Origin of the sequence: Streptomyces sp. SDT5-1 (genome assembly GCF_052245995.1) — a bacterium.
GTDB lineage: Bacteria > Actinomycetota > Actinomycetes > Streptomycetales > Streptomycetaceae > Streptomyces.
In genome coordinates, this window is record NZ_CM125963.1 from 3,215,430 (window position 1) to 3,241,400 (window position 25,971).

At 71.3% G+C, this 25,971-nt stretch carries 20 protein-coding genes; 2 read left to right on the forward strand and 18 right to left on the reverse strand.

Features of this window, described 5'->3' with window-relative positions; translation table 11 throughout:
• Positions 1-330: 330 nt before the first annotated feature.
• The 7 genes from obgE to ACTWJ8_RS15050 form a co-directional block, all read right to left on the reverse strand.
• Positions 331-1,779, reverse strand: coding sequence for a GTPase ObgE (obgE, locus tag ACTWJ8_RS15020; protein WP_443264081.1), 1,449 nt, complete (start codon positions 1,777-1,779; stop codon positions 331-333).
• 157 nt (positions 1,780-1,936) lie between these two features.
• Complete coding sequence (gene rpmA, locus ACTWJ8_RS15025) at positions 1,937-2,191, reverse strand: 50S ribosomal protein L27 (RefSeq protein WP_266719696.1); 255 nt, start codon at positions 2,189-2,191, stop codon at positions 1,937-1,939.
• 14 nt (positions 2,192-2,205) lie between these two features.
• Positions 2,206-2,526, reverse strand: a complete 321-nt coding sequence (gene rplU / locus ACTWJ8_RS15030) for a 50S ribosomal protein L21 (RefSeq protein WP_356376956.1) — start codon at positions 2,524-2,526, stop codon at positions 2,206-2,208.
• A 186-nt stretch (positions 2,527-2,712) separates the two neighbouring features.
• Positions 2,713-4,026: a phospholipase D-like domain-containing protein gene (locus ACTWJ8_RS15035; protein WP_356376953.1), complete on the reverse strand. Its 1,314-nt coding sequence runs from the start codon at positions 4,024-4,026 to the stop codon at positions 2,713-2,715.
• 218 nt (positions 4,027-4,244) lie between these two features.
• On the reverse strand, positions 4,245-8,423 hold the full coding sequence (locus tag ACTWJ8_RS15040) for an Rne/Rng family ribonuclease (RefSeq protein ID WP_443264082.1): 4,179 nt from the start codon (positions 8,421-8,423) through the stop codon (positions 4,245-4,247).
• Positions 8,424-8,671: 248 nt separating this feature from the next.
• A complete protein-coding gene (locus tag ACTWJ8_RS15045) occupies positions 8,672-9,475 on the reverse strand; it encodes a TIGR03936 family radical SAM-associated protein (RefSeq protein ID WP_443264083.1) in 804 nt (267 codons plus the stop codon).
• 46 nt (positions 9,476-9,521) lie between these two features.
• Positions 9,522-10,292 carry a hypothetical protein gene (locus tag ACTWJ8_RS15050; protein ID WP_443264084.1) on the reverse strand — a complete coding sequence of 257 codons (771 nt, stop codon included), beginning with the start codon at positions 10,290-10,292 and terminating at the stop codon, positions 9,522-9,524.
• A gap of 123 nt (positions 10,293-10,415) precedes the next feature.
• Here ACTWJ8_RS15050 and ACTWJ8_RS15055 point away from each other — a divergent pair, with 123 nt between their 5' ends.
• Entirely contained in the window at positions 10,416-11,000 is a 585-nt protein-coding gene (locus ACTWJ8_RS15055) for a TerD family protein (RefSeq protein ID WP_356376941.1), read from the forward strand.
• A 66-nt stretch (positions 11,001-11,066) separates the two neighbouring features.
• Here the strand turns inward: ACTWJ8_RS15055 and ACTWJ8_RS15060 are convergent, their stop codons facing one another.
• The 10 genes from ACTWJ8_RS15060 to folC all read right to left on the reverse strand — a co-directional run bounded on the left by ACTWJ8_RS15060 (position 11,067) and on the right by folC (position 23,606).
• Complete coding sequence (locus ACTWJ8_RS15060; protein WP_356376938.1) at positions 11,067-13,010, reverse strand: TIGR03960 family B12-binding radical SAM protein; 1,944 nt, start codon at positions 13,008-13,010, stop codon at positions 11,067-11,069.
• 41 nt (positions 13,011-13,051) lie between these two features.
• A complete protein-coding gene (locus tag ACTWJ8_RS15065) occupies positions 13,052-14,569 on the reverse strand; it encodes a CYTH and CHAD domain-containing protein (protein ID WP_443264085.1) in 1,518 nt (505 codons plus the stop codon).
• Positions 14,570-14,614: 45 nt separating this feature from the next.
• Positions 14,615-15,811, reverse strand: coding sequence for a rod shape-determining protein RodA (rodA, locus tag ACTWJ8_RS15070; protein ID WP_356376932.1), 1,197 nt, complete (start codon positions 15,809-15,811; stop codon positions 14,615-14,617).
• A 3-nt stretch (positions 15,812-15,814) separates the two neighbouring features.
• Complete coding sequence (mrdA, locus tag ACTWJ8_RS15075; RefSeq protein ID WP_356376929.1) at positions 15,815-18,007, reverse strand: penicillin-binding protein 2; 2,193 nt, start codon at positions 18,005-18,007, stop codon at positions 15,815-15,817.
• A 92-nt stretch (positions 18,008-18,099) separates the two neighbouring features.
• Complete coding sequence (gene mreD / locus ACTWJ8_RS15080; RefSeq protein ID WP_356376926.1) at positions 18,100-18,780, reverse strand: rod shape-determining protein MreD; 681 nt, start codon at positions 18,778-18,780, stop codon at positions 18,100-18,102.
• An 18-nt stretch (positions 18,781-18,798) separates the two neighbouring features.
• Positions 18,799-19,761 carry a rod shape-determining protein MreC gene (gene mreC, locus ACTWJ8_RS15085; RefSeq protein WP_356376923.1) on the reverse strand — a complete coding sequence of 321 codons (963 nt, stop codon included), beginning with the start codon at positions 19,759-19,761 and terminating at the stop codon, positions 18,799-18,801.
• A 117-nt stretch (positions 19,762-19,878) separates the two neighbouring features.
• Positions 19,879-20,898 (reverse strand): rod shape-determining protein, encoded by a 1,020-nt coding sequence (locus tag ACTWJ8_RS15090; protein ID WP_266719674.1) that lies wholly within the window; start codon positions 20,896-20,898, stop codon positions 19,879-19,881.
• A 342-nt stretch (positions 20,899-21,240) separates the two neighbouring features.
• On the reverse strand, positions 21,241-21,654 hold the full coding sequence (gene ndk, locus ACTWJ8_RS15095) for a nucleoside-diphosphate kinase (protein WP_356376920.1): 414 nt from the start codon (positions 21,652-21,654) through the stop codon (positions 21,241-21,243).
• An 81-nt stretch (positions 21,655-21,735) separates the two neighbouring features.
• Positions 21,736-22,071, reverse strand: a complete 336-nt coding sequence (locus ACTWJ8_RS15100) for a DUF4233 domain-containing protein (protein ID WP_356376917.1) — start codon at positions 22,069-22,071, stop codon at positions 21,736-21,738.
• 5 nt (positions 22,072-22,076) lie between these two features.
• Positions 22,077-23,606, reverse strand: coding sequence for a bifunctional tetrahydrofolate synthase/dihydrofolate synthase (folC, locus tag ACTWJ8_RS15105; RefSeq protein WP_356376914.1), 1,530 nt, complete (start codon positions 23,604-23,606; stop codon positions 22,077-22,079).
• A gap of 133 nt (positions 23,607-23,739) precedes the next feature.
• On the opposite strand from folC, the gene ACTWJ8_RS15110 reads away from it, so the two are divergent.
• Positions 23,740-24,747 carry a rod shape-determining protein gene (locus ACTWJ8_RS15110; protein WP_356376911.1) on the forward strand — a complete coding sequence of 336 codons (1,008 nt, stop codon included), beginning with the start codon at positions 23,740-23,742 and terminating at the stop codon, positions 24,745-24,747.
• 32 nt (positions 24,748-24,779) lie between these two features.
• Here the strand turns inward: ACTWJ8_RS15110 and ACTWJ8_RS15115 are convergent, their stop codons facing one another.
• Complete coding sequence (locus ACTWJ8_RS15115; RefSeq protein WP_356376908.1) at positions 24,780-25,946, reverse strand: sensor histidine kinase; 1,167 nt, start codon at positions 25,944-25,946, stop codon at positions 24,780-24,782.
• Positions 25,947-25,971: the final 25 nt, after the last annotated feature.

Genomic DNA, 25,971 nt, shown 5'->3' on the forward strand with positions numbered 1-25,971 from the left:
GACACAACCCCGAACGGGGCCTGGGAGCACGTCTCCTGGGTCCCGTTTTTGGCGCGGGTGGGCGGCTGCGGCGGGCGGGCCGGTGCGGCGGGGCGACGCGGCGGTCGGCGTCGTCGGACACGGCGTGGGGCAGGGCCCCGGTGGCGCGCGCACCAGGTCCGTCGACCGCATCCCGGTACAGGCCCGGAGCCCCGGCGCGGCGACGCCCCGGAGGGGGCGGAGGGGTGGGAGAGAGGCCGGAGGCGGGGGCTCTCCGGACGGGTGGTAGTGGACGGCCCGGAAAAGCGATGGGCCGCACCATTGTGGTGCGGCCCAACGGTCGAGCGAGGGCTAGAACGGGTCGAACTCGTCGTATTCGCGTTCCGACTCGTCCCGCTCCGCCTGTCGGTCCCGCCGCCGCTGCGCCGCGGGCCGCGGCGCCTCGAAGCGGTGGTCCTCGCCGCGTCGGCCGAGCATCTCCGCGCCGGCCATCACCGTGGGCTCCCAGTCGAAGACGACCGCGTTGTCCTCGGGGCCGATCGCGACGCCGTCACCGTGCCGCGCGCCCGCCTTCATCAGCTCTTCCTCGACGCCGAGCCGCGCGAGCCGGTCCGCGAGGTAGCCGACCGCCTCGTCGTTGTTGAAGTCGGTCTGGCGCACCCAGCGCTCCGGCTTCTCGCCGCGGACGCGGAACAGCGGCTCGCCCTCGGCGTCCTCCCGCTTGACGGTGAAGCCAGCGTCGTCGACGGCCTTGGGCCGGATGACGATCCGGGTCGCCTCCTCCTTCGGCTTCGCGGCCCGCGCCTCGGACACCAGCTCGGCGAGCGCGTACGACAGCTCCTTGAGCCCCTTGTGGGCGACGGCGGACACCTCGAAGACGCGGTAGCCGCGCTCCTCCAGGTCGGGCCGCACCATGTCGGCGAGGTCCTGGCCGTCGGGCACGTCGATCTTGTTGAGGACGACGAGCCGCGGACGGTTCTCGAGGCCCGCGCCGTACTCCTTCAGCTCCTCCTCGATGACGTCGAGGTCGGAGACGGGGTCGCGGTCGGACTCGAGCGTCGCCGTGTCGAGCACGTGCACGAGCACGCTGCACCGCTCCACGTGCCGCAGGAACTCCAGGCCGAGGCCCTTGCCCTTGCTGGCGCCGGGGATGAGTCCTGGCACGTCGGCGATCGTGTAGACGGTCGAGCCGGCCGTCACCACGCCGAGGTTCGGGACCAGCGTCGTGAACGGGTAGTCCGCGATCTTCGGCTTGGCGGCCGACAGGACCGAGATGAGGGAGGACTTGCCGGCGCTCGGGTAGCCGACCAGCGCGACGTCCGCGACGGTCTTGAGCTCGAGGACGACGTCCCGCTCGTCGCCGGGCACGCCGAGCAGCGCGAAGCCGGGCGCCTTGCGGCGGGCGGAGGCCAGCGCCGCGTTGCCGAGGCCGCCCCGCCCGCCCTGGGCCGCGACGAACGTGGTGCCCTGGCCGACGAGGTCCGCCAGCACGTTGCCCTGCTTGTCGAGGACGACCGTGCCGTCGGGCACCGTCAGGACGAGGTCCTGGCCGTCCTTGCCCGCGCGGTGGTCACCGGCACCGGGCGCGCCGTTCGTCGCCTTGCGGTGCGGGTGGTGGTGGTAGTCGAGGAGCGTCGTGACGTCCTGGTCGACGACCAGGATCACGTCGCCGCCACGGCCGCCGTTGCCGCCGTCCGGGCCGCCGAGCGGCTTGAACTTCTCACGGTGGACGGAGGCACAGCCGTGGCCCCCGCTACCCGCGGCGACATGCAGTTCGACGCGGTCCACGAAGGTGGTCATGGTTCAGTGCCTCCAGATAGCAGTACGCGGTCTACGTACGGAAATGTCTCTACTGCAACACGCGAAAGGCGGACCCGCTTCCCCGGAAGGGAAGTGAGGTCCGCCTCGCGAAAAACCGAAGTACGCGAACGTACCGGTCAGAAACCCGTCAGGAGTCTCAGACGACCGGGACGATGTTCACGACCTTGCGGCCACGGTGGGTACCGAACTCCACCGCACCGGCGTCAAGGGCGAACAGCGTGTCGTCCTTGCCGCGGCCCACGCCGTTGCCGGGGTGGAAGTGGGTGCCGCGCTGGCGGACCAGGATCTCACCGGCGTTGACGGCCTGACCGCCGAAGCGCTTCACGCCGAGCCGCTGAGCATTGGAGTCGCGCCCGTTCCGAGTGGACGATGCGCCCTTCTTGTGTGCCATCTTGTCTCAGTCCCTTACTTCGCAGCCGTGGGGATGCCGGTGACCTTGAGCGCCGTGTACTGCTGGCGGTGGCCCTGGCGACGGCGGTAACCGGTCTTGTTCTTGTAGCGAAGGATGTCGATCTTCGCGCCCTTGTGGTGGTCCACGACCTCGGCCTGGACCTTGATGCCGGCCAGCACCCACGGGTCGCTGGTCACGGCGTCGCCGTCGACAACGAGCAGCGTAGAGAGCTCTACGGCGTCGCCAACCTTGGCGGTGGAAATCTTGTCAACCTCAACGATGTCGCCGACAGCAACCTTGTGCTGGCGACCACCGCTGCGCACGATGGCGTACACGCGGATCTCTCTCTCGCTCGGAACGGAACTCCCGCAGTCCAGCCGCGCGAGGCGGCCTCTCCCGGTGCTCACGAGGAACTCCGGCAGGAAAAAGGTTTACGGGAGTGAGGCGCATCGATGGACACGCCGACGGTCAAGGTTACGGGTCGCCCCACCGAAGGGCAAACCGGCCCCTGACCGACGGGCTCACGTGGTCTTGACCTCACCGTCCTGCGGCAGCGTCTTGACGCCCTTGCACAGGCTCGTGTTGTCGGCCGCGCCCGGGTAGGCGACGCCCCACACCTTGTTGAAGTGCTGCACGTACGTGTTGTGCACGGAGTCGTCGTCGATCTTGACGTACGCCTCGTCGTTCTCGCGCAGCGCCGGGTTCGAGGCGTTCTGCGAGCCGGTGAACGTGATCTTGTTGCGGGCCCCGTCGTACATGCCGTCGATCGCCACGTACTTGGTGTGGATGATGTACGGCGTCGTCGGCGAGGTCCGCGGGTCGTTGTAGCAGCGCAGCGGCGGGGCGCCGGAGGCATGCATCGACGTCCAGGTGCCGCTGTCGGACGTCGCGTACTCGATCTGGACCGTGCAGCCCGCCTTCTTCAGCGAGACCAGCTTGTCGGCGATGGCCTGCCGGGTGATCTGGAAGATCGCGGCGCGCACGACCGTCCGCTTGGTGGTGCCGGTCGCGGCGTCCTTGTAGGTGCACGAGACGTTGTTGAGCACCGAGTGCAGGGTGTCCGTGGAGTTCGTGGTGCCGGCCCGCGGGAAGAAGTACGCCTTGTAGCGGCCGTTGCTGACCGTGCGGTAGTCCCAGTTCGCCCAGTCCTTGACGACCATGTCGTCGAAGTAGTCGGAGTAGGCGCCGTAGAGGACCGGGTTGTTCGGCAGCTGGAGCGCGTCGTTGAAGAACTTCGTGCTCGCGGACGGCGTGGAGTTCGCCGTGGTCTGCACGACGACGTTCGTGGCGCCCTCGACGGCCGAGAACAGCCAGAACTTGTTGTGCATGATCGACTTCCCGAACTTCGGGTCGCCGAGGCAGGACTTGTTCGTGGGGCACAGCTGCACGAAGGACGGGTTGGCGCGGCTGGTGCCGAAGAGCGCGACCAGCTGCGAGTAGACCGTGTTGTCCGGGCGGTCGGTCTTGCTCGTGGAGTCGAGCAGGATCTGTACGCGCACGCCGCGGTCCCTGGCCCGCTTGAGCGCGTCGACGATCGTCTGCTCCCACACGTGGAAGACGGCGACCTTGATGGTCGATCCCGGCAGCGCCGCGTCCGTCAGCTCGACGAGCCGGGTGCGGATGGCGTACTGCTCCTGGGGGGTGCCCAGTGGATCGTTGAAGATCGGGCCCTCGGTCCAGGTCCTGGCCCCGTCCGCCTGCGCGGTTCCCGCGGCGACCCCCGACTGCACCCCCGCCGCCGTGAGCACGGTGGCGAGCGCCACCATCTGCCGTCCGCCCTTGACCGGTTTCGCCGCCCGGTGCCGGCCCGTGCCTCTGAGACGCACGTGCGCCATCACAACCCCTCCCCTGACACGAGTACGCGTCTCCCCAACGCCCACCCGAGCCCTTCACTTGTATGACTGGATGAGTTTTACAGGCGGTTGCCCGTGATCCAAGAGGCGGGGTGCGAAACGAGTGCTCTTCGAGACCTCTCGTGCACAGCGCGTACGACGACGCCCCCGCACAGCGGTGCTGTGCGGGGGCGCGACCGTCCGGTGTGCGGGCGGTGGACTCAGCTCTCGTCGGCCGCGGCCGAGACGGACGACAGCGACTGCTGCTCGGCCGCCGCGGTCTTCTTCGCGGTCGTCTTCTTGGCTGCCGTCTTCTTCGTGGCGGCCTTCTTGGCGGTGGTCTTCTTGGCCGCCGCCTTCTTGGCCGTCGTCTTCTTCGCCGCCGTCTTCTTGGCGGCCTTCTCGGTCGCCTCCTCGGACGGGACCTCGTCGGACGCGGCCGTCTTCTTGGCCGTCGCCTTCTTGGTGGCGGCCTTCTTCGCCGTCGCCTTCTTGGCCGTCTTGCGGGCGGCCTTCTTGGCGGCGGGCGCCTCCTCGGCCTCCTTCGGCTCGGCGGCCTCGGCGGGCGTCTCCTCCGTGGCCGACGGGACGACCACGACGGCGGCCTCTCCCGCGGTGGCCGGCGCGGTCGCCCTGCGGACGGCGCGGCGGCGCGGGCGGGCCGGGGCGGCGGCCTCGGCGGCCTCCGCCTTCGGCTCCTCCGGCTCGGCGGCCTTCGGCTCCTCGGACGGCTCCGGCTTGGCGGGCTCCGTGACGGTCACCACGGCGACGGCCTCGTCCGAGGACGCCTTCGGGGAACCGGCGGGAGCGGTCGCCTTGCGCGTGGCACGGCGGCGCTGACGCGGCGCGGGGGCCTCGGCCTCGACCGGCTCGGGGGCGACGGCCTCGGCGGCCTTCGGCTCCTCGACGACCGGCTCGGGCGCGGGGGCCTCGGCCTCGACGGCCTGCGGCTCCTCGGCCTGCGCGGGCTTGTCGGCCTGCGCCGCCCTGTCGGCCTTGGCCTTGCGGCCGGACCGGGCCGGCTTCTCGGCCTCCGCCTTCGGGGCACCGGCCGGGGCCGACGCACGGCGGGTGGCGCGGCGCCGCGAGCGGCCACGGCTGCCCGCTGCGGCCTCCGCCTCGGCGGCGCTGGAGTACAGCTCCTCGTCCGGGACGAACTCCGGCTCGGGCAGCGCCATGGGGGCGGCCGCCTCCGCGGCGACCTCGGCCTCGGTCTCGGCGGCGGGCTGCTCGGCGGCCGGGGCCGCCTCGTGCGTCTCGTGCTGGTGCTCGCCGTTGCCGCCGCGGCCGCGCTTCTTGCGCTTGCCGCCGCCACCGCCCGACGCGGAGGCCTGCTCCATGTGGACGATGACGCCGCGGCCGTTGCAGTGCACGCAGGTCTCGGAGAAGGACTCCAGGAGGCCCTGGCCGACGCGCTTGCGGGTCATCTGGACGAGACCCAGCGACGTGACCTCGGCGACCTGGTGCTTCGTACGGTCCCTGCCCAGGCATTCGAGCAGGCGCCGCAGGACCAGGTCCCGGTTGGACTCCAGGACCATGTCGATGAAGTCGATGACGACGATGCCGCCCAGGTCGCGAAGGCGCAGCTGGCGGACGATCTCCTCGGCCGCCTCCAGGTTGTTCCTGGTCACGGTCTCTTCGAGGTTGCCGCCCTGGCCGGTGAACTTACCGGTGTTGACGTCGACCACGATCATGGCCTCGGTCTTGTCGATCACCAGGGAGCCGCCGGACGGCAGCCACACCTTGCGGTCGAGCGCCTTGGCGAGCTGCTCGTCGATCCGGTACGTCGCGAAGACGTCGACCTCGGACGTCCACTTCTGGAGGCGGTCCGACAGGTCGGGCGCCACGTGGTCGACGTAGCCGTGGATGGTCTCCCACGCCTCGTCGCCGGAGACGATGACCTTGGAGAAGTCCTCGTTGAAGATGTCGCGGACGACGCGGACGGTCATGTCCGGCTCGCCGTACAGCAGGCTCGGCGACGACGTCGAGATCTGCTTGGACTTCTTCTGGATGTCCTCCCACTGGGCCTGCAGACGCTCGACGTCGCGGCGCAGCTCGTCCTCGCTCGCCCCCTCGGCGGCGGTGCGCACGATGACGCCCGCGTCCTCGGGGACGATCTTCTTGAGGATGGTCTTCAGGCGGGCGCGCTCGGTGTCGGGCAGCTTGCGGCTGATGCCGGTCATCGAGCCCTCGGGCACGTACACCAGGTAGCGGCCGGGCAGCGAGACCTGGCTGGTCAGGCGGGCGCCCTTGTGGCCGATCGGGTCCTTGGTGACCTGCACGAGCACGGACTGGCCCGACTTGAGGGCGGTCTCGATGCGGCGCGGCCCGTTGGCCATGCCGAGCGCCTCGAAGTTGACCTCACCGGCGTAGAGCACGGCGTTGCGGCCCTTGCCGATGTCGATGAAGGCGGCCTCCATCGACGGCAGCACGTTCTGGACCTTGCCCAGGTAGACGTTGCCGACGTAGGAGGTCGACTGCTCCTTGTTGACGTAGTGCTCGACGAGGATGTCGTCCTCGAGCACGCCGATCTGGGTGCGCTCGCCCTGCTGGCGGACGACCATGACGCGCTCGACGGCCTCGCGGCGCGCCAAGAACTCGGCCTCGGTGATGATCGGGACGCGGCGGCGGCCCTGCTCGCGGCCCTCGCGGCGGCGCTGCTTCTTCGCCTCCAGACGGGTGGAGCCCTTGATGGACTGCACCTCGTCCGAGGAGGTCGACTTCTCTTCCTTCTTGCGCGGCTCGCGGACCTTCACGACCGTGCGCTCCGGGTCGTCGGTCGACGTCTCGGCCTCGGTCGAGGCGTCCCCGGCGCGGCGGCGACGGCGACGACGGCGACGGCTGCTGCTCGAACCGCCGGAACCGGCGGACTCGTCGCGCTGCTCGTCGGAGTCGGAGCGCTCGTCGTCGGACTCGGCGGCCTGCGCCTCGGTGTCCTCGTCGGAGCCGGAGTCGGCGGACTCGGACTCGGTGTCCGTGTCGTGCTCGTGCTCGGCGTCGGCGGACTCGCCGCGGCGACGGCGACGGCCACCACGGCGACGGCGGCGGGCCGGGCGGTCCCCGTGCTCGTCGTTCTCGTCGTGTTCGCCGTTCTCCTCGGACCGCTGGTCCTGGGCCTCGGTCTCGGCCTCGGGGGCCTCGGCGGCGGGCGCGGTCTCGGCGGCGGGCTGCTCGTCGGACGCGCGACGGCGGCGGCGACGGCGCGGGCCGAGCTGCTCCTCCTCGACGGGGGCGGCCTGCTCGGGCTCGGGGCGCTTCTCCTCGGCGGCCTCGGCCGCGGCAGCGGCGGCGGCGCGCTCCGGCGTCTGGAACATCGGCTCGGTGAAGACGGGCGCCTGGAACGTGGCGACGGAGGGGCGCTTCGGGCGCGTCTCGTCGGCCTGCTCGTCGCGGGCTCCCGCCTTGCCCTTGGAGCCCTTCGCGGCCTTGGGCTCGGCGAAGCCGCCGGCGGCCTTGCGGGTGGCGCGGCGACGGCGGCGCGGGCCCTCGTCCTCCGCGGTCTCGGCGTCGGCCTCGGCGGCGATGGCGTCGGAGACCTCGGGCGGGGCGGCGGGCGCGGAGCCGTCGCGGGTGGCGCGGCGGCGGTTGCGGCGCGGGCCGCCCTCGTCGGCGACCGGCTCGGCGGCGGGCTCGTCGGTCACGGCGGGCGTCTCGGCCTCGGCGGCGGGCGCGGACGCGGAGCGCGTGGCGCGGCGGCGGTTGCGGCGCGGGGCGGCGGGCTCCTCGACGGCGGCGGGCTCCTCGACGGCGGCGGGCTCGTCGGCCTCGACGGCTTCGGCGGCCTGCTCGTCCTCCGGCTCGTCCGCGTCGGAAGCGGCGGCGGCAGCGGTCGGGGCCGACGTGGTGCGGGTGGCGCGGCGGCGGTTGCGGCGCGGGGCGGCCGGCTCCTCGACGGCGGCGACCGGCTCGGCGACCTCCTCGGAGGCCTCCTCGTCGGCGGGCTCGGCGGTCACGGCGGGCGTCTCGGCCTCGGCGGCGGGCGCCGACACGGAGCGCGTGGCGCGGCGGCGACGGCGCGGCGCGGCCGGCTCGTCGGAAGCGGCGGCGGCCGGGGCCTGCTCGGGCTCGGCGACCGGCTCGGCGGGCTCCGCCACCACGGTCGTCGTCTCGGCGGCCTGCGCGGGCGCACCGGCGGGCGCGGAGGCGCGTCGGGTCGCGCGGCGGCGCGGCCGGGCGGCGGGCGCCGGGGTGGTCTCGGGGGTCTCGACGTCCGCCTGGGTGTCGGCGGCCGGAGTGCTCGGGGCGGCAGTGGCCGGTATGGCGACTGCGGCGTCCTCGGTGGCGGCGCCTGCCGCGACCGGCGGGCCCGCGGGGCGCGACGCGGCCCGGCGCCTGCGGCGCGGGGGCAGGGTGTCGCTGGGGCTGTCCAGCTGGGGGTTGGTGGGTTCGGTCTCGGGCATGCGGGTGGATCTCCCGTCGGCCTCCGGGCGCCGCGCCTGGTCCGTGACCGGTGACGTCTGCGGCTCGCGCGCTGCACGATGAGCGCGGTGCCGCCGGTCCGGGGCGCGGGCGCCGCACGGAGGCTCTTCTGTCTGTTCTCGCCGGTTCCGGTACGCGATGTACGTACGGCCTGGCGAAAGTCCTTGGGTGGGTGCGCTGCCCGACCCAGGTGGCTCCCGAGTACGAGGGCGGCGCTACGACGACCGCCTTACGCGGGACCTTCCGCGGCAGGCGCCGTCGCGGTGGCAGTTCCCGCGGCCGCCGTTTGTGGGGCGGTCGGGTCTGCCTCGCGGTCGAGCGCGAGCGGGTCGGTCACCGTGCCGGTCTCTTCGCCGAAAAGCCCCTGCGCCAGCCTGGTCACCGCTGCGGGGACCGGCGGCGCCAGGTCGGCCACGGCGCGAAGACCGGACAGGACGTCGTCGGGTCGAACGGCAGGCGTCACGTGCCGAACAACCAGCCGCAGTATCGCACAGGCCGCCTCGCCCGGCCTATCAGCCGGACCAGCCGAAACGTCGGAAACCTCGACGGCCTCCAGGCTGACCACGGCCTCGCGGGCGTCGAACGTCCGGATCCCGCTCTTTGTCTTCCTCTGTACCTCGACGGTCTCGGCGGCGCGGAACGCCTCCGCGGCCCGCGCGGCCTCGTCGACGCTCACGCCGTCGAGCCGCAGCTCCCACACGGAGGCGGTGAGCCGGTCGGCGAGGCCCGAGGTGCGGGCCTCAACGGCGTCCACGATGTCGAGGCCCGCGGGCATCGACTCGTCGAGGAGCTGCCTGAGCTTCTCGGGGTCGCGCGGCGCGGTGAGCGCGATCTCCAGGTACTCGGCCTCACTGCCCGTGCCGGTGGGTGCGGCATTGGCGTAGGACACCTTCGGGTGCGGCGTGAACCCCGCCGAGTACGCCATGGGTACCTCGGCGCGGCGCAGCGCACGCTCGAAAGCGCGCTGGAAGTCACGGTGGCTGGTGAACCGGAGGCGGCCGCGCTTGGTGTAGCGCAGTCGGATGCGCTGCACCGCGGGTGCGGGCGGCGGGCCTACGGGCTGTCGCTTGCCCAGTGTCCTAATCCTTAATGAATGCGTTCTTCGTGAGAGCGGTCGTACTGCTGTCAAGACTACGTCCCCGCGGGCCCTCCGGTTCCCGCTGGTCCCTGACCAGCGGTTCAGGCCGGCGCTCCGGGCCGAACAGCAACCGTCGCACGTCGGCCCGCGCCTGCCGGGCCGCCGCGCGGACGCTCGCCGCCACGCGGGCGACGGGCCTGAGCACGTAGTCGCGCACGACGTGCCCGACCGGGGTGAGCACGGTGCGGTACACCCACCGCAGCGGGTCCACGATCAGCCACCGCAGCGCGCGGCCGACCGCACGGGACACGTACCCGGCCACCCGCCAGGCAACCCGCAGGGCGTCCCACACCTCGCGGCCGACGACGGCGAGGGCCCGCCCGATCGGCGCGAGCACGTACGTTCCGATCGGCGCCAGCACGTACCGCCACAGCGCCCGCCCGACGGGGGCGAGCACATGGACGTACAGCCACACGGCGGGGACGACGAGCAGCACGCGGCCGAGCCACAGGAGCGCGCGGCCGATGGGCGCGAGCACGTAGCGCCACAGCATCAGGATGGGCCACACGAGCAGCCCGTACAGCACCCAGCCGATCGCCCGCGCGAACGGCAGCAGCAGCCACCTGCCGAGGAATCGGCCGACCGCCGCGAGCGCGTCCCAGACGAGCCGCAGGGGCACCACGACGACGACCATGACGATCCGCAGCGGCAGCCGGATCGCGGCCACGAGGCAGCCCTCGTCGGCGGGCCGGGGGCGCTTTTCCATGTCCATGTCTCTCCAGACGCTCGGGAAGCCGCCGCGGATGCGACCCGGCATGGCCGATCCGGTCCCGTACGTCGTATGTTCGGGGCAGTCCGCAATTTCGCGGTTGTGCCCAAAGGGGGAGGAATACGCATGATCACGCTCACCAAGGAAGACGGCCCCGCCGACCTGGACGGGGTGACCCACCTGTCCATCGGAGTGTCCTGGGACCCGACCGCGGGCAGCAGCGGCGGCGTGCTCGGCGCGCTGCGCCGCAAGCAGGGGACGGACCTCGACCTGATCGCCATCGCCATGCAGGGCGGGGACCCGGTGCGCCTGGCGGGGCTCGACTCCCTGGACCCGATGGGCAACGGCTCGCTCGTGCACAGCGGTGACAACCAGACCGGCAAGGGCGACGGCGACGACGAGACCGTCACCGTCGAGTTCTCCCGGCTTCCGCAGCAGATCACGTCGATCGTGTTCGTGGCGGCGGCGTACAAGAAGGGCAGCTCGTTCCAGAAGGCCCGGAACATCAGCTTCAAGGTCTACGACGCGACGGGCGGCAGCTCCCAGCAGGTCGCCGACATCTGGCCGTCCCTGATGACCAACGACAACGGCTGCGCGGTCGCCAAGGCCATGCGCGTCGGCAGCTCCTGGAAGCTGGAGGTCATCAACACCCCCGGCAAGATCAAGCAGGGTGACGAGCACGCCCTGATGCGCTTCGCGGCCAGCAAGTAGGACCGCGCGAGGCGAAGGGGCGGCCGGTCCATGACCGGCCGCCCCTTCGTCGCGCGCGTACGCGTCCTACTTGACGACGGTCAGCGGCAGCAGCTTCTTGCCCGTCGGGCCGATCTGGATCTCGGTGTCCATCGCGGGGCACACGCCGCAGTCGAAGCACGGCGTCCAGCGGCAGTCGTCGACCTCGGTCTCGTCGAGCGCGTCCTGCCAGTCCTCCCAGAGCCAGTCCTTGTCGAGACCGGAGTCCAGGTGGTCCCAGGGCAGGACCTCCTCGTAGGTGCGCTCGCGCGTCGTGTACCAGTCGACGTCGACGCCGTGCTCGGGCAGCGTCTTCGCGGCGCACTCCATCCAGCGGTCGTACGAGAAGTACTCGCGCCAGCCGTCGAAGCGGCCGCCGTCCTCGTAGACGGCGCGGATGACGTGGCCGATGCGGCGGTCGCCGCGGGAGAGCAGGCCCTCGACGATGCCGGGCTTGCCGTCGTGGTAGCGGAAGCCGATGGAGCGGCCGTACTTCTTGTCGCCGCGGATCTTGTCGCGGAGCTTGGCGAGACGGGCGTCCGTCTCGTCCGAGCTGAGCTGCGGCGCCCACTGGAACGGGGTGTGCGGCTTGGGCACGAAACCGCCGATGGAGACCGTGCAGCGGATGTCGTTGCCCGCGACCTCGCGGCCCTTCGCGATGACGTTGGCCGCCATGTCGGCGATCTGGAGGACGTCCTCGTCGGTCTCGGTGGGCAGGCCGAGCATGAAGTACAGCTTCACCTGCCGCCAGCCGTTGCCGTACGCCGTCGCGACGGTACGGATCAGGTCCTCTTCCGAGACCATCTTGTTGATGACCTTGCGCATGCGCTCGGAGCCGCCCTCGGGGGCGAACGTCAGACCCGAGCGGCGGCCGTTGCGCGTCAGCTCGTTGGCGAGGTCGATGTTGAAGGCGTCCACGCGGGTCGACGGGAGGGACAGGCCGATCTTGTCCTCCTCGTACCGGTCCGCCAGGCCCTTCGCGACCTCGCCGATCTCGGAGTGGTCCGCCGAGGACAGCGAGAGCAGGCCGACCTCCTCGAAGCCGGTCGCCTTGAGACCCTTGTCGACCATCTCGCCGATGCCGGTGATGCTTCGCTCCCGCACGGGGCGCGTGATCATGCCGGCCTGGCAGAAGCGGCAGCCGCGGGTGCAGCCGCGGAAGATCTCGACGGACATCCGCTCGTGCACCGTCTCCGCGAGCGGCACGAGCGGCTGCTTCGGGTACGGCCACTCGTCGAGGTCCATGACGGTGTGCTTGGAGACCCGCCACGGGACGCCGGAGCGGTTGGGCACGACGCGGCCGATGCGGCCGTCGGGCAGGTACTCGACGTCGTAGAACGCGGGGATGTAGACGCTGCCCGTCTTCGCGAGGCGGAGCAGCACCTCCTCGCGGCCGCCGGGCCGGCCCTCGGCCTTCCACTTGCGGATGATCTCGGTCATGTCGAGCACGGCCTGCTCGCCGTCGCCGATGATCGCGGCGTCGATGAAGTCGGCGATCGGCTCCGGGTTGAAGGCCGCGTGGCCGCCCGCGAGCACGATCGGGTCCTCGACGGTGCGGTCCTTGGACTCCAGCGGGATGCCCGCCAGGTCGAGCGCGGCCAGCATGTTCGTGTAGCCGAGCTCGGTGGAGAAGGACAGGCCGAACACGTCGAAGGCCTTCACCGGGCGGTGGCTGTCGACCGTGAACTGCGGGACCTCGTGCTTGCGCATGAGCTCCTCGAGGTCGGGCCACACGCTGTAGGTGCGCTCGGCGAGGACGCCCTCGCGCTCGTTGAGGACCTCGTAGAGGATCATGACGCCCTGGTTGGGCAGGCCGACCTCGTAGGCGTCCGGGTACATGAGCGCCCAGCGGACGTCGCACTCCTCCCACGGCTTCACCGTGGAGTTCAGCTCACCGCCGACGTACTGGATCGGCTTCTGCACATGCGGCAGCAGGGCTTCGAGCTGCGGAAAGACGGACTCCACCGGCGAGGCGGCGGCTTCGGCAGACATAACCGTGGACCTTCGTGAGCTGACAGGGGTGACCCTCAAGCCTAACCCGCGGAAAGGTCCGGTTCCGCCGCCCTCTTCCACACCTCCGGCAGCTCGCGCTCCCGCTCGGCCGCCGTCGCCTGCTCCTGCCCGTACAGCAGGCCCCAGGTGAACGCGGACTCCCCCGCGGCGTGCGCCTGGATCGCCAGGTCCCGCAGCGTCTCGCGCGCCACCACGCTGTCCTGGTGGTCGCCGAGCACCGTCTGTACGTCCTTCATGCCCCGGGCGAACCGCTTGGCCCGCTTCCCGAGTGCAGGCACGGCCGTCTCCCCCGCGTACCGGGCGCGCTTGGCGGCCTTGCGGGCGTCGTGCATCGCGAGATCGCGGTCCTCGCCGGTGGGCAGCGCCAGGGCGTGCTCGATGCGGGTCGCGAGGCGGGCGTGGTCCTTGAGGGCGGCCTTGGCGAGCACGTCGGCGGCGGGGCGCTTCGCCGCGGACTTCAGGGGCGGGTCGGCGAGCAGCGCGTCGAGGGCGGTCAGCAGGTCCAGGTAGCGCCTGCCGTCGAGCACGGCGACCGTGTGCCGGCGCGAGCCCTGGCGGCGGGCGACGGCCCAGATGCGCAGGCGGCCGCGGACGGGGCCGAGGAGCAGGGTGCGCGGCAGTGCGTCCATGCGGCCGGTGATCCGCTCGGTGAGCACCTCGCGGTCCCTGTCGATGCCCAGCTCGGCGGCGAGCCACCTCAGCTCCTCGCCGACGGGCCCGGTGACGGCCGGGTCGAGCACCTTCTTGTACGTCTTGAACGCGCTGCGGATGCGGCGGGTGGCCACGCGCATCTGGTGCACCGAGTCCGGCAGGTCGCGGCGGACGGCGGGATCGAGCTCGACGAGGGCGTCGCGCTGGGCGCGCAGGTGGGCGAGGACGTGCGCGCCCGCCGTGTCCCCCCGCCCGGCCGCCTTCCGCTTCGGGCGGCGCGCGGCCCCGGTCTCCTCCAGGGCGCGGGCCAGCTTGGACGCGGACCCGGAGCGCTCGACGCCTGCTTTGCGGAGGCGTTTCTCGACCTTGCCGAGGAAGGCCGGGTCGGCGCCGTCCGCGAGTTCGACCTCGATCTCGGTCCAGGCGGTGGTGCGCTTCCCGTCGGGCCGCTCGGCGCGCACGGCGTCGACGCACACCTCGGCGAGGAGGGAGCCGTCGGCGCCGGTCAGGTGGGACACGTCCCGCGAGGAGCGGAGGCGGACGACCGGGATCAGCTCGGCGTCGCGGACCCGGGAGCGTACGAGGCCCGCGAAGGAGCGGGGCAGGGTGGCGGACGGCGGGGCCTGCACCTCGTCGCGGACGCCCTCGTCCAGGGCGACCGGGAGTTTCAGGTGCCAGCCGGCGTCGTCGCCTCCCGTGCGGTGGCGCAGGGTGATGCGGTCGGTGGCGAGGCGCTGGTCCTCGGTGTCGTAGTAGACGGCGTCGAGTTCGACGACGCCCTTGTCGACGACGGCCGATACGCCGGGGACCTTGAGCAGGTCGGGCAGCCGGAAGGGGTCGGTCGGGGCGTCGTACTTCCGCTCGATCTCGCGCTTTGTCTCCGCCATAACCTGAATTTAGGTGCCTGCGGCGACGGGGCCAAGGTGCGGGACCTAGGCCGACATCGGCCGTTGCACCTTGATCGACTGCAACAGGCCCACCGCCACCCACACCGCGAACATCGACGAGCCTCCGTACGACACGAACGGGAGCGGGAGGCCGGCCACCGGCATGATGCCGAGGGTCATGCCGACGTTCTCGAAGGACTGGAAGGCGAACCAGGCGATGATGCCCGCCGCGACGATCGTGCCGTACAGCTCGCTCGTGCCGCGCGCGATCCGGCACGCCCGCCACAGCACCACGCCGAGCAGCACCAGGATGAGGCCCGCGCCCACGAAGCCGAGCTCCTCGCCCGCCACCGTGAACACGAAGTCCGTCTGCTGCTCGGGCACGAACTGACCGGTGGTCTGCGAGCCGTGGAAGAGGCCCGATCCGGTGAGGCCGCCGGAGCCGATCGCGATGCGCGCCTGGTTGGTGTTGTAGCCGACGCCCGCCGGGTCGAGCGCCGGGTTGGCGAAGGCCGCGAACCGGGCGATCTGGTAGTCGTCGAGGACGCCGAGCTGCCACACGGCGACCGCGCCCGCGGCGCCGACGCCGATGAGCCCGAGGACCCAGCGGTTCGAGGCGCCCGAGGCGAGCAGCACGCCGAGCACGATCATCACCATGACCATGACGGACCCGAGGTCCGGCATCAGCATGACGATCATCATCGGCACCGCGGCGAGGCCGATGGCCTGGAGCACGGTCCGGTGGTCGGGATGTTCGCGGTCCCCCGCGTCGACGCGGGTCGCGAGGATCATCGCCATGCCCAGGATGATCGTGATCTTCACGAACTCGGAGGGCTGGAGCGAGAATCCGCCGCCGATGACGATCCACGCGTGCGCCCCGTTCACGGTCGCGCCGAGCGGCGTGAGCACGAGCAGGACGAGGAACACCGAGATGCCGTAGAGGATCGGCACGGCCGTGCGCAGCGTCCGGTGCCCGAGCCAGACCGTGCCCGCCATCAGCGCGATGCCGATGCCGGTGTTCAGCAGGTGCCGGAACAGGAAGTAGTACGGATCGCCCTGGTTGAGCTCGGTCCTGTTGCGGGTCGCCGAGTAGACGAGCGCGGCGCCGATCAGCGACAGCGCGACCGCCGACAGCAGCATCGGCCAGTCGAGCCTGCGCATCACCGAGTCGCGGGCCATCAGCCGCGTCATGGTGGAGCGCTGCGGCCCGTAGCCGGAGACGGAGAAACCGTTGCCTGTCACTGGTCAGTCCCTCCTGCCGTTGCCGTACGAGGAGGTGGGCAGCGTCGCCGCCAACTCCTGCTGGGCGGGCGTCGTGTCCTTGGCCGGCTCGAACGGCTTGATCTCCGGGGCGTCGATCGAACCGTCCTTCTGGATCTTCGGCAGGTTCTTCTCCGGAGTGGGCAGCAGCGCCTTCTTCTTGTCGATGCCGCCCTTGCTGTCGACGCCGTAGATGGCGTCGTAGATCTTGCGGACCGCGGGGCCCGACGCGCCGGAACCCGTACCACCCTGGGCGATCGTCATGACGATCGAGTAGTCCTTCGTGTACGTGGCGAACCACGAGGTCGTCTGCTTGCCGTAGACCTCCGCGGTACCGGTCTTGGCGTGCATCGGGATCTTGTCCTGCGGCCAGCCGCCGAACCGCCAGGCGGCGGTGCCGCGGGTCGCCACGCCCGCGAGGGCCTGGTCGATGTGGCGCTGGGTCTGCTTCGTCATGGGCAGCTTGCCCTGCGACTTGGGCGCGATCTCGTTGACCTGCTTGCCGTCGGGGCTGACGATCGCCTTGCCGACGGCGGGCTGGTACAGGGTGCCGCCGTTGGAGATGGCCGCGTAGATCCGCGCCATCTGGATCGGGGTGACGAGCGTGTCGCCCTGGCCGATGGAGTAGTTGACCTCGTCACCGGCGCGCATCACGTTGCCCTGGCGGCAGTTCTCCCAGTTGAGGCGCTCGACGTAGGAGCCGTCCTTCTTGCCGCCCTTGCACCAGGCGTCCTTGTTGGCCTTCCAGTACTCCTGCTTCCACTTGCGGTCCGGGACCCGGCCGTTGACCTCGTTGGGGAGGTCGATGCCGGTCTCCTTGCCGAGGCCGAACTGGTGGGCCGTCTTGTAGAAGTAGTCGTTGGCGTTCACGCCGCCCTTGGGGTGGATGCCGCCGAGCTTCTGCCACTCCTTGTGGGCGAGGCCGTAGAAGACGGTGTCGCAGGAGACCTCGAGGGCGCGGCCGAGGCTGATCGGGCCGAAGTTCTCCGACTCGAAGTTCTTGAAGACCTGGCTGCCGATCGAGTACGAGCTGGTGCAGGGGTAGCGGCCGTTGAACGGGTACCCGGCGTTGACCGCCGCGGTGCTGGAGATGACCTTGAAGATCGAGCCGGGCGCCGACTGGCCCTGGATCGCCCGGTTCAGCAGCGGGTAGTTGGAGTTCTTGCCGGTGAGCTTGGCGTAGTCCTTGCCGGAGATGCCGCCGACCCAGGCGTTCGGGTCGTACGTCGGGTTGGACGCCATGGCGACGACGCGTCCGGTCTTGGCCTCCATGACGACGACGGAGCCGGCGTCGGCCTTGTAGTTGCGGCCCGTGTTCTTGTCGAACTCGTGGCGGGCGGCCTTCATCGCCGCGTCGAGCTCCTTCTCGGCGACGGCCTGCACACGGGCGTCTATCGACGTGACGACGTTGGCCCCGGGCTCCGCCTTGTCGCTCTCGGCGCGGCCGATGACGCGGCCGAGGTTGTCGACCTCGTAGCGGGTGACGCCCGCCTTGCCGCGCAGGTCCTTGTCGTAGGTGCGCTCGAGGCCGGAGCGGCCGACCTGGTCGGAGCGCAGATACGGCGAGTCGGTGTTCTTGGCCTTCTCGATCTCCGCGTCGGTGACCGGGGAGAGGTAGCCGAGCACCTGCGCGGTGTTGGAGCCGCCGGGGCCCGCGTAGCGGCGCACGGCGGTGGGTTCGGCGGTGATGCCGGGGAAGTCCTCGCTGCGCTCGCGGATCTGGAGCGCCTGCTTGGGCGTGGCCTCGTCGGTGATCGGGATGGGCTGGTACGGCGAGCCGTTCCAGCAGGGCTGCGGCGTCTTCGCGTCGCAGAGCCTGACCTTCTCCTGGATGGTCTTGGGCTGCATGCCGAGGACCTTGGCGAGCTTGGCGAGAACGGCCTTGCCGTCGTCGTCCATCTTCATCAGGTCGGTGCGGGACGCGGAGACGACGAGGCGGGTCTCGTTGTCGGCGAGCGGGATGCCGCGCGCGTCGAGGATCGAGCCGCGGGTCGCGGGTGTGACGACCTGCTGGACGTGGTTCCCCGACGCCTCCTTCGCGTACTCGTCGCCGTTGCGGATCTGGAGGTACCAGAGGCGCCCGCCGAGGGTGAGCAGGAGGGAGAGGACGAGGATCTGAAGGATGATGAGCCGGATCTGGACGCGTGGCGTGCGGCCCGTCTCGGGGATGTTGGTCACGGTGGCGTGCTCCCCCTCTCAGGACGTGTACGAGTACGTGTACACGCCGAAGCTGTGCGTGCCTGCGACGTCGTGGGTCGATTGCCGTGCGCTCACAGGCGCTTGACCCCCTTGATGCGGCCGGCGCGGGAGGCCCGCAGCCTGGCGGCCTTCACGCGCAGTCCGCCGCCGCTCTTGCCGCCGATGCTGAGGCCGGTGCCGCCGCCGGAGAGCCAGCCCGCGGAGACGTCGGCGGCCTTGGCGGAGCCGCCGGAGGAGTCGCCCAGCGGATCGTTCTCGGCACGTCTGGCGAGCGCCATGATGCCGGGGACGACGAACGGGGCGAGCAGCAGGTCGTAGAGGGCCGCGGTGAAGATGAGGCTGCCGAGGCCGACGTCGCGCGCGGCGGTGTCGCCGACGAGCGCGCCGACGCCCGCGTACAGCAGGGTGGTGCCGATGGCGGCGCCGACCACGACGAGCATCGGGCCGGCGGCGGACCGCAGCTGGCCGCTGTCCGGCTTGGCGAGTCCGGCCAGGTAGCCGATGACGCAGAGCACGAGGGCGTAGCGGCCCGCGGCGTGGTCGGCGGGCGGGGCGAGGTCCGCGAGGAGGCCCGCGCCGAAGCCGACGAGGGCGCCGCCCACGTGTCCGTAGACGAGAGCGAGGCCGAGGACGGTCAGGAGCATCAGGTCGGGGACGGCGCCGGGCAGTTGCAGCCGGGCCAGGACGCAGACCTGGAGGACGAGGGCCACGACGACGAGGACCGTGGAGAGCAGCATCCGGTTGAAGCGCATGATTCCTTGCTCCTCCTGCTACTGCTGCTGGTCTGCGTTGTTGCCTGCGGCGCCGTCGCCCTGGCCGTCGGCGCCCGGGGTGGCCGTCACGGTGACGGTGGGCGTCGGCTTGGGCTTGGCGGGTTTCTTCGGCAGCACCGTGTCGCGCGGGTCGGTGCGGGGTGCCTGGACGACGACGCCGACGATGTCGAGCTTGGTGAAGCCGACGTACGGCTTCACGTAGACGGTGCGGGTCAGGTCGCCGCCGGACGGGTCGACGCGGACGACGCGGCCGACCGGGACGCCGGGCACGAACGGCTTGTCGGCCTGCGAGCCGAAGGTGACGAGCCGCTCGCCCTTCTTGACCTTGGCCTTGCCGTTGAGGAGCTGGACGCGCAGCGGGCGGTCGCCCTGGCCGGACGCGAAGCCGAGCTCGTCGGACTTCTCCATGCGGGTGCCGACGGTGAAGTCCGGGTCGTTGGCGAGCAGCACGGTGGAGGTGTTCGGGCCGACGGTGGTGACGCGGCCGACGAGCCCGTCGCCGTTGAGGACCGTCATGTCGCGCTCGAGGCCGTCGTTGGCGCCGGCGTCGATGGTCACGGTCCAGGAGAAGCCCTGGGCCGAGCCGATGGCGATGACCTGGGCGCCCTTGATGCCGTACTGGCCGGCGCCCGCGGTCTTGAGCATGGAGTCGAGCTGGCGGACCTTGCTGCGGTTGCGGTCGCTGCTGCCGAGCTTGGCCTTCAACGCGGCGTTCTCGTGCTCCAGTTCGCCGATGCGGTTGTGCCGCTCGTCGGAGTCGCGGACCGCGCTTATGGCGTTGCCGATCGGATCGACCGCGCCGGAGACGCCGTTCTCCACCGGGCCGAACACCGTGGCGGCGGCGTGGCGGGCACCGTCGACCGGCGAGTCCTCACCGCCGCGGATGTCCACCGTGATCAGTGCGAACGCGATGGCGATCAGCAGCACCAGGAGCAGCCGGCTCTCTCGTGTGTCCCTCACGTGCGGCGGCCGTGCCTTCCTCATCGGAATCTGGGTAGTTCTTACGCCTTGCCTATATATCAACGATCCGCCGCACGAGGTGGCAGGCACTCGTACGGCGGACGTTTTCGCTTCACATCATCTGCGCGGCGAGGCGTCCAGGACCTGCTGGAGCGCCTCGAACTCCTCGACGCACTTGCCGGAGCCGAGCGCCACGCTGTCCAGCGGGTCCTCGGCGATGTGGATCGGCATGCCCGTCTCGCGGCGCAGCCGCTCGTCGAGGCCGCGCAGCAGGGCGCCGCCGCCGGTGAGCACGATGCCGCGGTCCATGACGTCGCCCGACAGCTCGGGCGGGCACTTGTCGAGGGTGGTCTTCACGGCGTCGACGATCGCGTTGACCGGTTCCTCGATCGCCTTGCGGACCTCCGCCGCCGAGATGACGACGGTCTTCGGCAGCCCGGACACGAGGTCGCGGCCGCGGATCTCGGTGTGTTCGTCGGAGTCGAGGTCGTACGCCGAGCCGATCGTGATCTTGATCTGTTCGGCGGTGCGCTCACCGAGGAGGAGCGAGTACTCCTTCTTGATGTGCTGGATGATCGCGTTGTCCAGCTCGTCGCCCGCGACGCGGATGGACTGCGCCGTGACGATTCCGCCGAGCGAGATCACCGCGACCTCGGTGGTGCCGCCGCCGATGTCGACCACCATGTTCCCCGTGGCCTCGTGGACCGGGAGGCCGGAGCCGATGGCCGCGGCCATCGGCTCCTCGATGATGTGCACCTGGCGGGCGCCGGCCTGCGAGGAGGCCTCGATGACCGCGCGGCGCTCGACGCCGGTGATGCCGGACGGCACGCAGACGACGACGCGCGGGCGGGCGAGGTAGCGCCGCTTGTGCACCTTGAGGATGAAGTAGCGGAGCATCCGCTCGGTGATCTCGAAGTCGGCGATCACGCCGTCCTTCAGCGGGCGGACCGCCACGATGTTGCCCGGCGTGCGCCCGATCATCTTCTTGGCTTCGGCACCGACCGCGAGGATGCCGCCGGTGTTGGTGTTGATCGCGACCACGGACGGCTCATTGAGCACGATCCCTCGACCCCTGACGTACACCAGCGTGTTGGCGGTCCCGAGGTCGACAGCCATGTCACGGCCGATGAACGACATTGAGTTCCCCATCAGGATTCGTCTGGCCTTCCCAAGTGGAGCTTTTGATGGCTTGTCAGGTAGGCGAGAGGGTGGACGCGGTGTGGCGTGGAGGCTCCATCGTAGTCTCGCCTGCACGATCACGGCGCGAGGGTCTTCGCCATTGTCAGCATGGGAGTCCCCGCCCCGCTAATGGGGACGTGCCGACGGAGGATTGCGTTCCCCCAAACGGGCCGCATATGCAGAAGAGCGGCCCGAAATCTCGGGCCGCCCCAGGTCAGTGGCGCTCCGTGACTGACGCGGCATCAGAAAACGAACTCTGTCGGTCTCACGGAGCGGACACCGCGTGTCTCACGCGGAGCCTCACGCGAAGTCGGGGAAGAAGATCTTCAGCTCGCGCGCGGCGGACTCCTCGGAGTCGGATGCGTGGATCAGGTTCTCCCGGACGATGGTGCCGAAGTCGCCGCGGATCGAACCGGGGGCGGCGGCGATCGGGTCCGTCGGACCGGCCAGCTGGCGCACGCCCTCGATCACGCGCTCGCCCTCGACGACCAGGGCGACCACGGGGCCGGAGGACATGAAGGCGACCAGCGGCTCGTAGAACGGCTTGCCCTTGTGCTCGCCGTAGTGCGTCTCCAGCGTCTCCTGGCTCAGGCTGCGCAGCTCGAGCGCGCTGATCGTCCAGCCGGCCTTGCGCTCGATACGACCGATGATCTCGCCGATCAGGCCGCGACGGACGGCATCGGGCTTGAGCAGGACGAGCGTGCGCTGGGTCATTCGCGGGACTCCTTGTGGGACTGGATGTGCGGTGACGCCCGAGGTTACAGGGCGTGACCACGACCATGGCAGCCGGGCGTGCTACCCCTGCGCCGCCGCCCAGCGGGCCTTCGCCTCGTCGACCTTGCGGCCGAAGTGGACCGAGGCCCACCACAGGCCGGCGAAGCAGGCGCCGAGGAAGAACATGAGCGGGACCCAGATGCCGCTGATGATCAGGGCGATCTGGAGCGCCCAGCCCAGCTGCACGCCGCCCGGCCGCGTCACCATGCCGCACAGCAGCACGCTGAGCAGCATCGCGACCCCGCACACCGCCCAGACCACGCCGGCCGACAGACTGTCGTCCTTCATGGCCACGAGCCCGGCGAAGCCGATGATGAAGAACTCGCCGATCAGGGTCGAGGAGCACAACGTACGCACGGCGATCAGCCCTTCCCCAGCAGCAGTCGGGCCTCGCCGACCGTGATCACGGAACCGGTGACGAGCACTCCCCCGCCCGCGTACTCGCCCTCTTCCTCGGCGAGCGTGATCGCGGCCTCCAGCGCGTCGTCCAGGCGCGGCTCGACCTGGACGCGGTCCTCGCCGAACACCTCGACGGCGATGCCCGCCAACTCGTCGGCGTCCATCGCGCGGTGGCTGGAATTCTGCGTCACGACGATCTCCGCGAAGATCGGCTCGAACGCTTCGAGGAGCCCCCGTACGTTCTTGTCGCCGCTCGCCCCGACGACCCCGATGAGGCGGCTGAAGTCGAAGACCTCGCCGATCGCCTCGGCGGTGACGCGGGCGCCCGCCGGGTTGTGCGCGGCGTCGAGGACGACCGTCGGCGAGCGGCGCACGACCTCCAGGCGGCCCGGCGACGTGGCCGACGCGAACGCCGTGCGGATCGTGTCGATGTCGAGCGGCCGGGCGTGCTCCTGGCCGATGCCGAAGAACGCCTCGACGGCGGCCAGCGCCACCGCCGCGTTGTGCGCCTGGTGCGCGCCGTGCAGCGGGAGGAAGATCTCCTCGTACTCGCCGCCGAGCCCGCGCAGCGTCACGAGCTGGCCGCCGACCGCGACCTGGCGCGAGACGACACCGAACTCCAGGCCCTCGCGAGCCACCGTCGCGTCCTTCTCCACGGCCTTCTTGAGGATCACCTGCGCCGCGTCCACGGGCTGCTGCGCCATGATCACGGAGGCGTCCTGCTTGATGATCCCGGACTTCTCGCCGGCGATCTCGCCGGGCGTCTCACCGAGCCGGTCGGTGTGGTCGAGGTCGATGGGGGTGATGACCGCGACCGAACCGTCGATCACGTTCGTCGCGTCCCAGCTGCCACCCATGCCGACCTCGACGACCGCGACGTCGACGGGGGCGTCGGCGAAGGCCGCGTAGGCCATGCCGGTCAGCACCTCGAAGAACGAGAGCCGGTACTCCTGCTGGGAGTCGACCATCTCGACGTACGGCTTGATGTCGTCGTACGTCTCGATGAAGCGCTCGTGGTCGATCGGGGCGCCGTCCAGGCTGATCCGCTCGGTGATCGACTGGACGTGCGGCGACGTGTACCGACCGGTGCGCAGCTCGAAGGCCGTGAGCAGGGCCTCGATCATGCGGGCCGTGGACGTCTTGCCGTTCGTGCCCGTGATGTGGATCGAGGGGTACGCCTTCTGCGGCTCGCCGAGCACGTCCATCAGCGCCGCGATGCGCGAGACGGAGGGCTCCAGCTTCGTCTCGCCCCAGCGCGTGGCGAGCTCGGCCTCCACCACCCGCAGCGCCTTCTCCACCTCGGGGTCCTGCGGGCGGGCCGGGATGCCGTCGCCCTGCGGCGGGCCGCCCTGCGTGCGCAGGGTCCGGCTGCCCGCCTCGATCACCGCGAGGTCGGGGTCGCGGGTGGTCTCTTCGCCGACGATCTCCTCGAACGGATCGGCGTCGTCTGCGGGGTCGTGGTCGCTGCTGTCGCGCGGGGGGAGGTCACTCACGCACGCCAGTCTACGGAGGTCCACCGACAGCGCGCCCGACACCACCCGCCGTCCCGGTTCGGGACTTTCGCCCTGTCCGTTTCGGGACCTTGGTCCCTCCGGAACGGGGCGCGGCCCGGCAAACTTGCTGATCATGGACATAGGCATCGATCTCGGCACCGCCAACACCCTTCTCTACGTGCGCGGTCAGGGCATCGTGCTGAACGAACCCTCCGTCGTCGCCGTGAAGGCCGGCGGGCGCGGCGAGGTGCTCGCCGTGGGCAGCGAGGCGAAGGAGACCATCGGCCGCACACCGGGGTCGATCACCGCGATCCGGCCGCTGCGGGACGGCGTGATCAGCGACTACGAGGCGGCCGAGGCGATGATCCGGCACTTCGTACGGAAGGCGGTTCCGGGCCGCCGCCCGCGCACGCGCATGGTGGTGTGCGTGCCGAGCGGGGTGACGCCCGTGGAGCGGCGGGCCATCGAGCACGCGGCGCAGCGGGCGGGCGCGAAGTCCGTGCACCTCGTCGAGGAGCCGATGGCGGCGGCGATCGGGGCGGGGCTCCCGGTGGCGGATCCGCGCGGTTCGATGGTCGTGGACATCGGCGGCGGCACGAGCGAGGTGGCGGTCATCTCCCTCGGCGGCGTGGTCGTCTCGCAGTCGCTGCGGGTCGGCGGCGACCGCTTCGACGAGGCGATCACGGACTACGTGCGCAAGGAGCACGGGCTGCTGATCGGCGAGCGGACGGCCGAGGACATCAAGGTCGCGATCGGTTCGGCGTGGCCGGTGCCCGGCGAGGACGCGTTCGAGATGCGGGCGTTCACGGTGCGGGGGCGCGAGAAGGTGGCGGGGCTCCCGAAGACGGTCGAGCTGACGGTGCGCGAGGTGCGGGCGGCGCTCGACGAGCCGGTGGAGTCGGTGATCGCCGCGGTGAAGGCGACGCTGGAGGAGTGTCCTCCGGAGCTGTCGGGCGACGTGATGGAGCACGGGATCGTGCTGACCGGCGGCGGTGCGCTGCTGCCGGGGCTGGACCTGCGGATCGCCTCCGGGACGGGGATCCCGGTGTTCGTGGCGGACGACCCGCTGGACTCCGTGGCCCTCGGCTGCGGCAAGTGCGTCGACGACTTCGACTCCTTGCAGCGGATCATGGCGGCGTAGCGCGGTTTCCCGGGCCTTCTGAGAGCAGCCCGCTACGTCCTCGCAGGGAAGGCGGCCTCCACCTCGTACACGCCGTCCCTGGGGCCCGCCCTGAAGGTCCCGCCCAGGGACAGCACGCGTTCCGCCATGCCCGCCGTGCCGGTGCCCGCCGAGACCGGGGCGCTCGTCGGGGTGTGGGCCGGGAGGGGGTTGGTGACGGTGACGCGCAGGTGGAGGTCCGCGACGGTCACCGTGATGTCGACGGGCTGCCCGGGGGCGTGCTTGGCGGCGTTCGTCAGGCACTCCTGGACGACCCGGTAGACGGCCGCCTGGCGCAGCGGGGACTGGGCGCGGGCGGCGGAGTCCACCTCGACCGTGGTGATGTTGCCTGCCGCCGCGCTCTCCTCGGCGAGCCGGGGCAGCGCGTCGAGGCCGGGGGTCGGGGCGCCGCCCCCGCTGCCGCGCCGCACGACGATCTCGTTGAGCAGCAGATGGGCCCGCCGCGCCGTCTCGGACAGCTCGTCGAAGTCGGACTCCCAGCGCTCGCCCCTGGCCCGCCGCGACAGCACCTCCGCCCGCACCGCCAGCATCGTCAGCTCGCGGCCCACGAAGTCGTGCACGTCGCCCGCGACGTCGGAGCGCTCCTGCTGGACGGCCTGGAGCAGCGCGGTCTCGGCGTTCTTGGCCTCCAGGGCGCGTACGAGGTCGATACGGCGCGCGGCGATGCCGACGCCGGTCGCGAGCACGCCTATCGGCACGGCGAGGGCGAGGAACTGGCTCAGGCTCTCGCCGCCCCGGTGCGCGGGCCAGGCGAACAGCGCGTAGGCCAGGCACGCCCAGACGAGGTAGCCGCAGCAGGCGGCGATGCCGGAGGCGCGGCCCCGGTAGCGGGCGACGGAGTACAGGGCGAACTGGATGAGCGTCACGTCGTGCAGCCAGCCGAGGAAGACCATCCCGACGGCGAAGGACAGCCAGGGCCCCCAGGGGCCGTGTCGGCGCAACAGCAGGGTCGCGGCACCGAGGGCGAGGACCAGCGTGGCGGAGGCGCCGCTGAGCGCGTTGTCGGCCTTGGCGAGGCCCGGGATGTCGAGCCCCATGAGGGCGAAGCAGCCGGCGGCCGTGACGAGGTCGACGGCGTGCGGTGTCCCCCGCCACCGCTCGAGTCGCGCGGCCCACCGGCCGGCGACGGCCGTCGGCGCCGCGTCGGCCTCCTCGTGCATCGATCCCCATCTCTCCGCGCCCGTA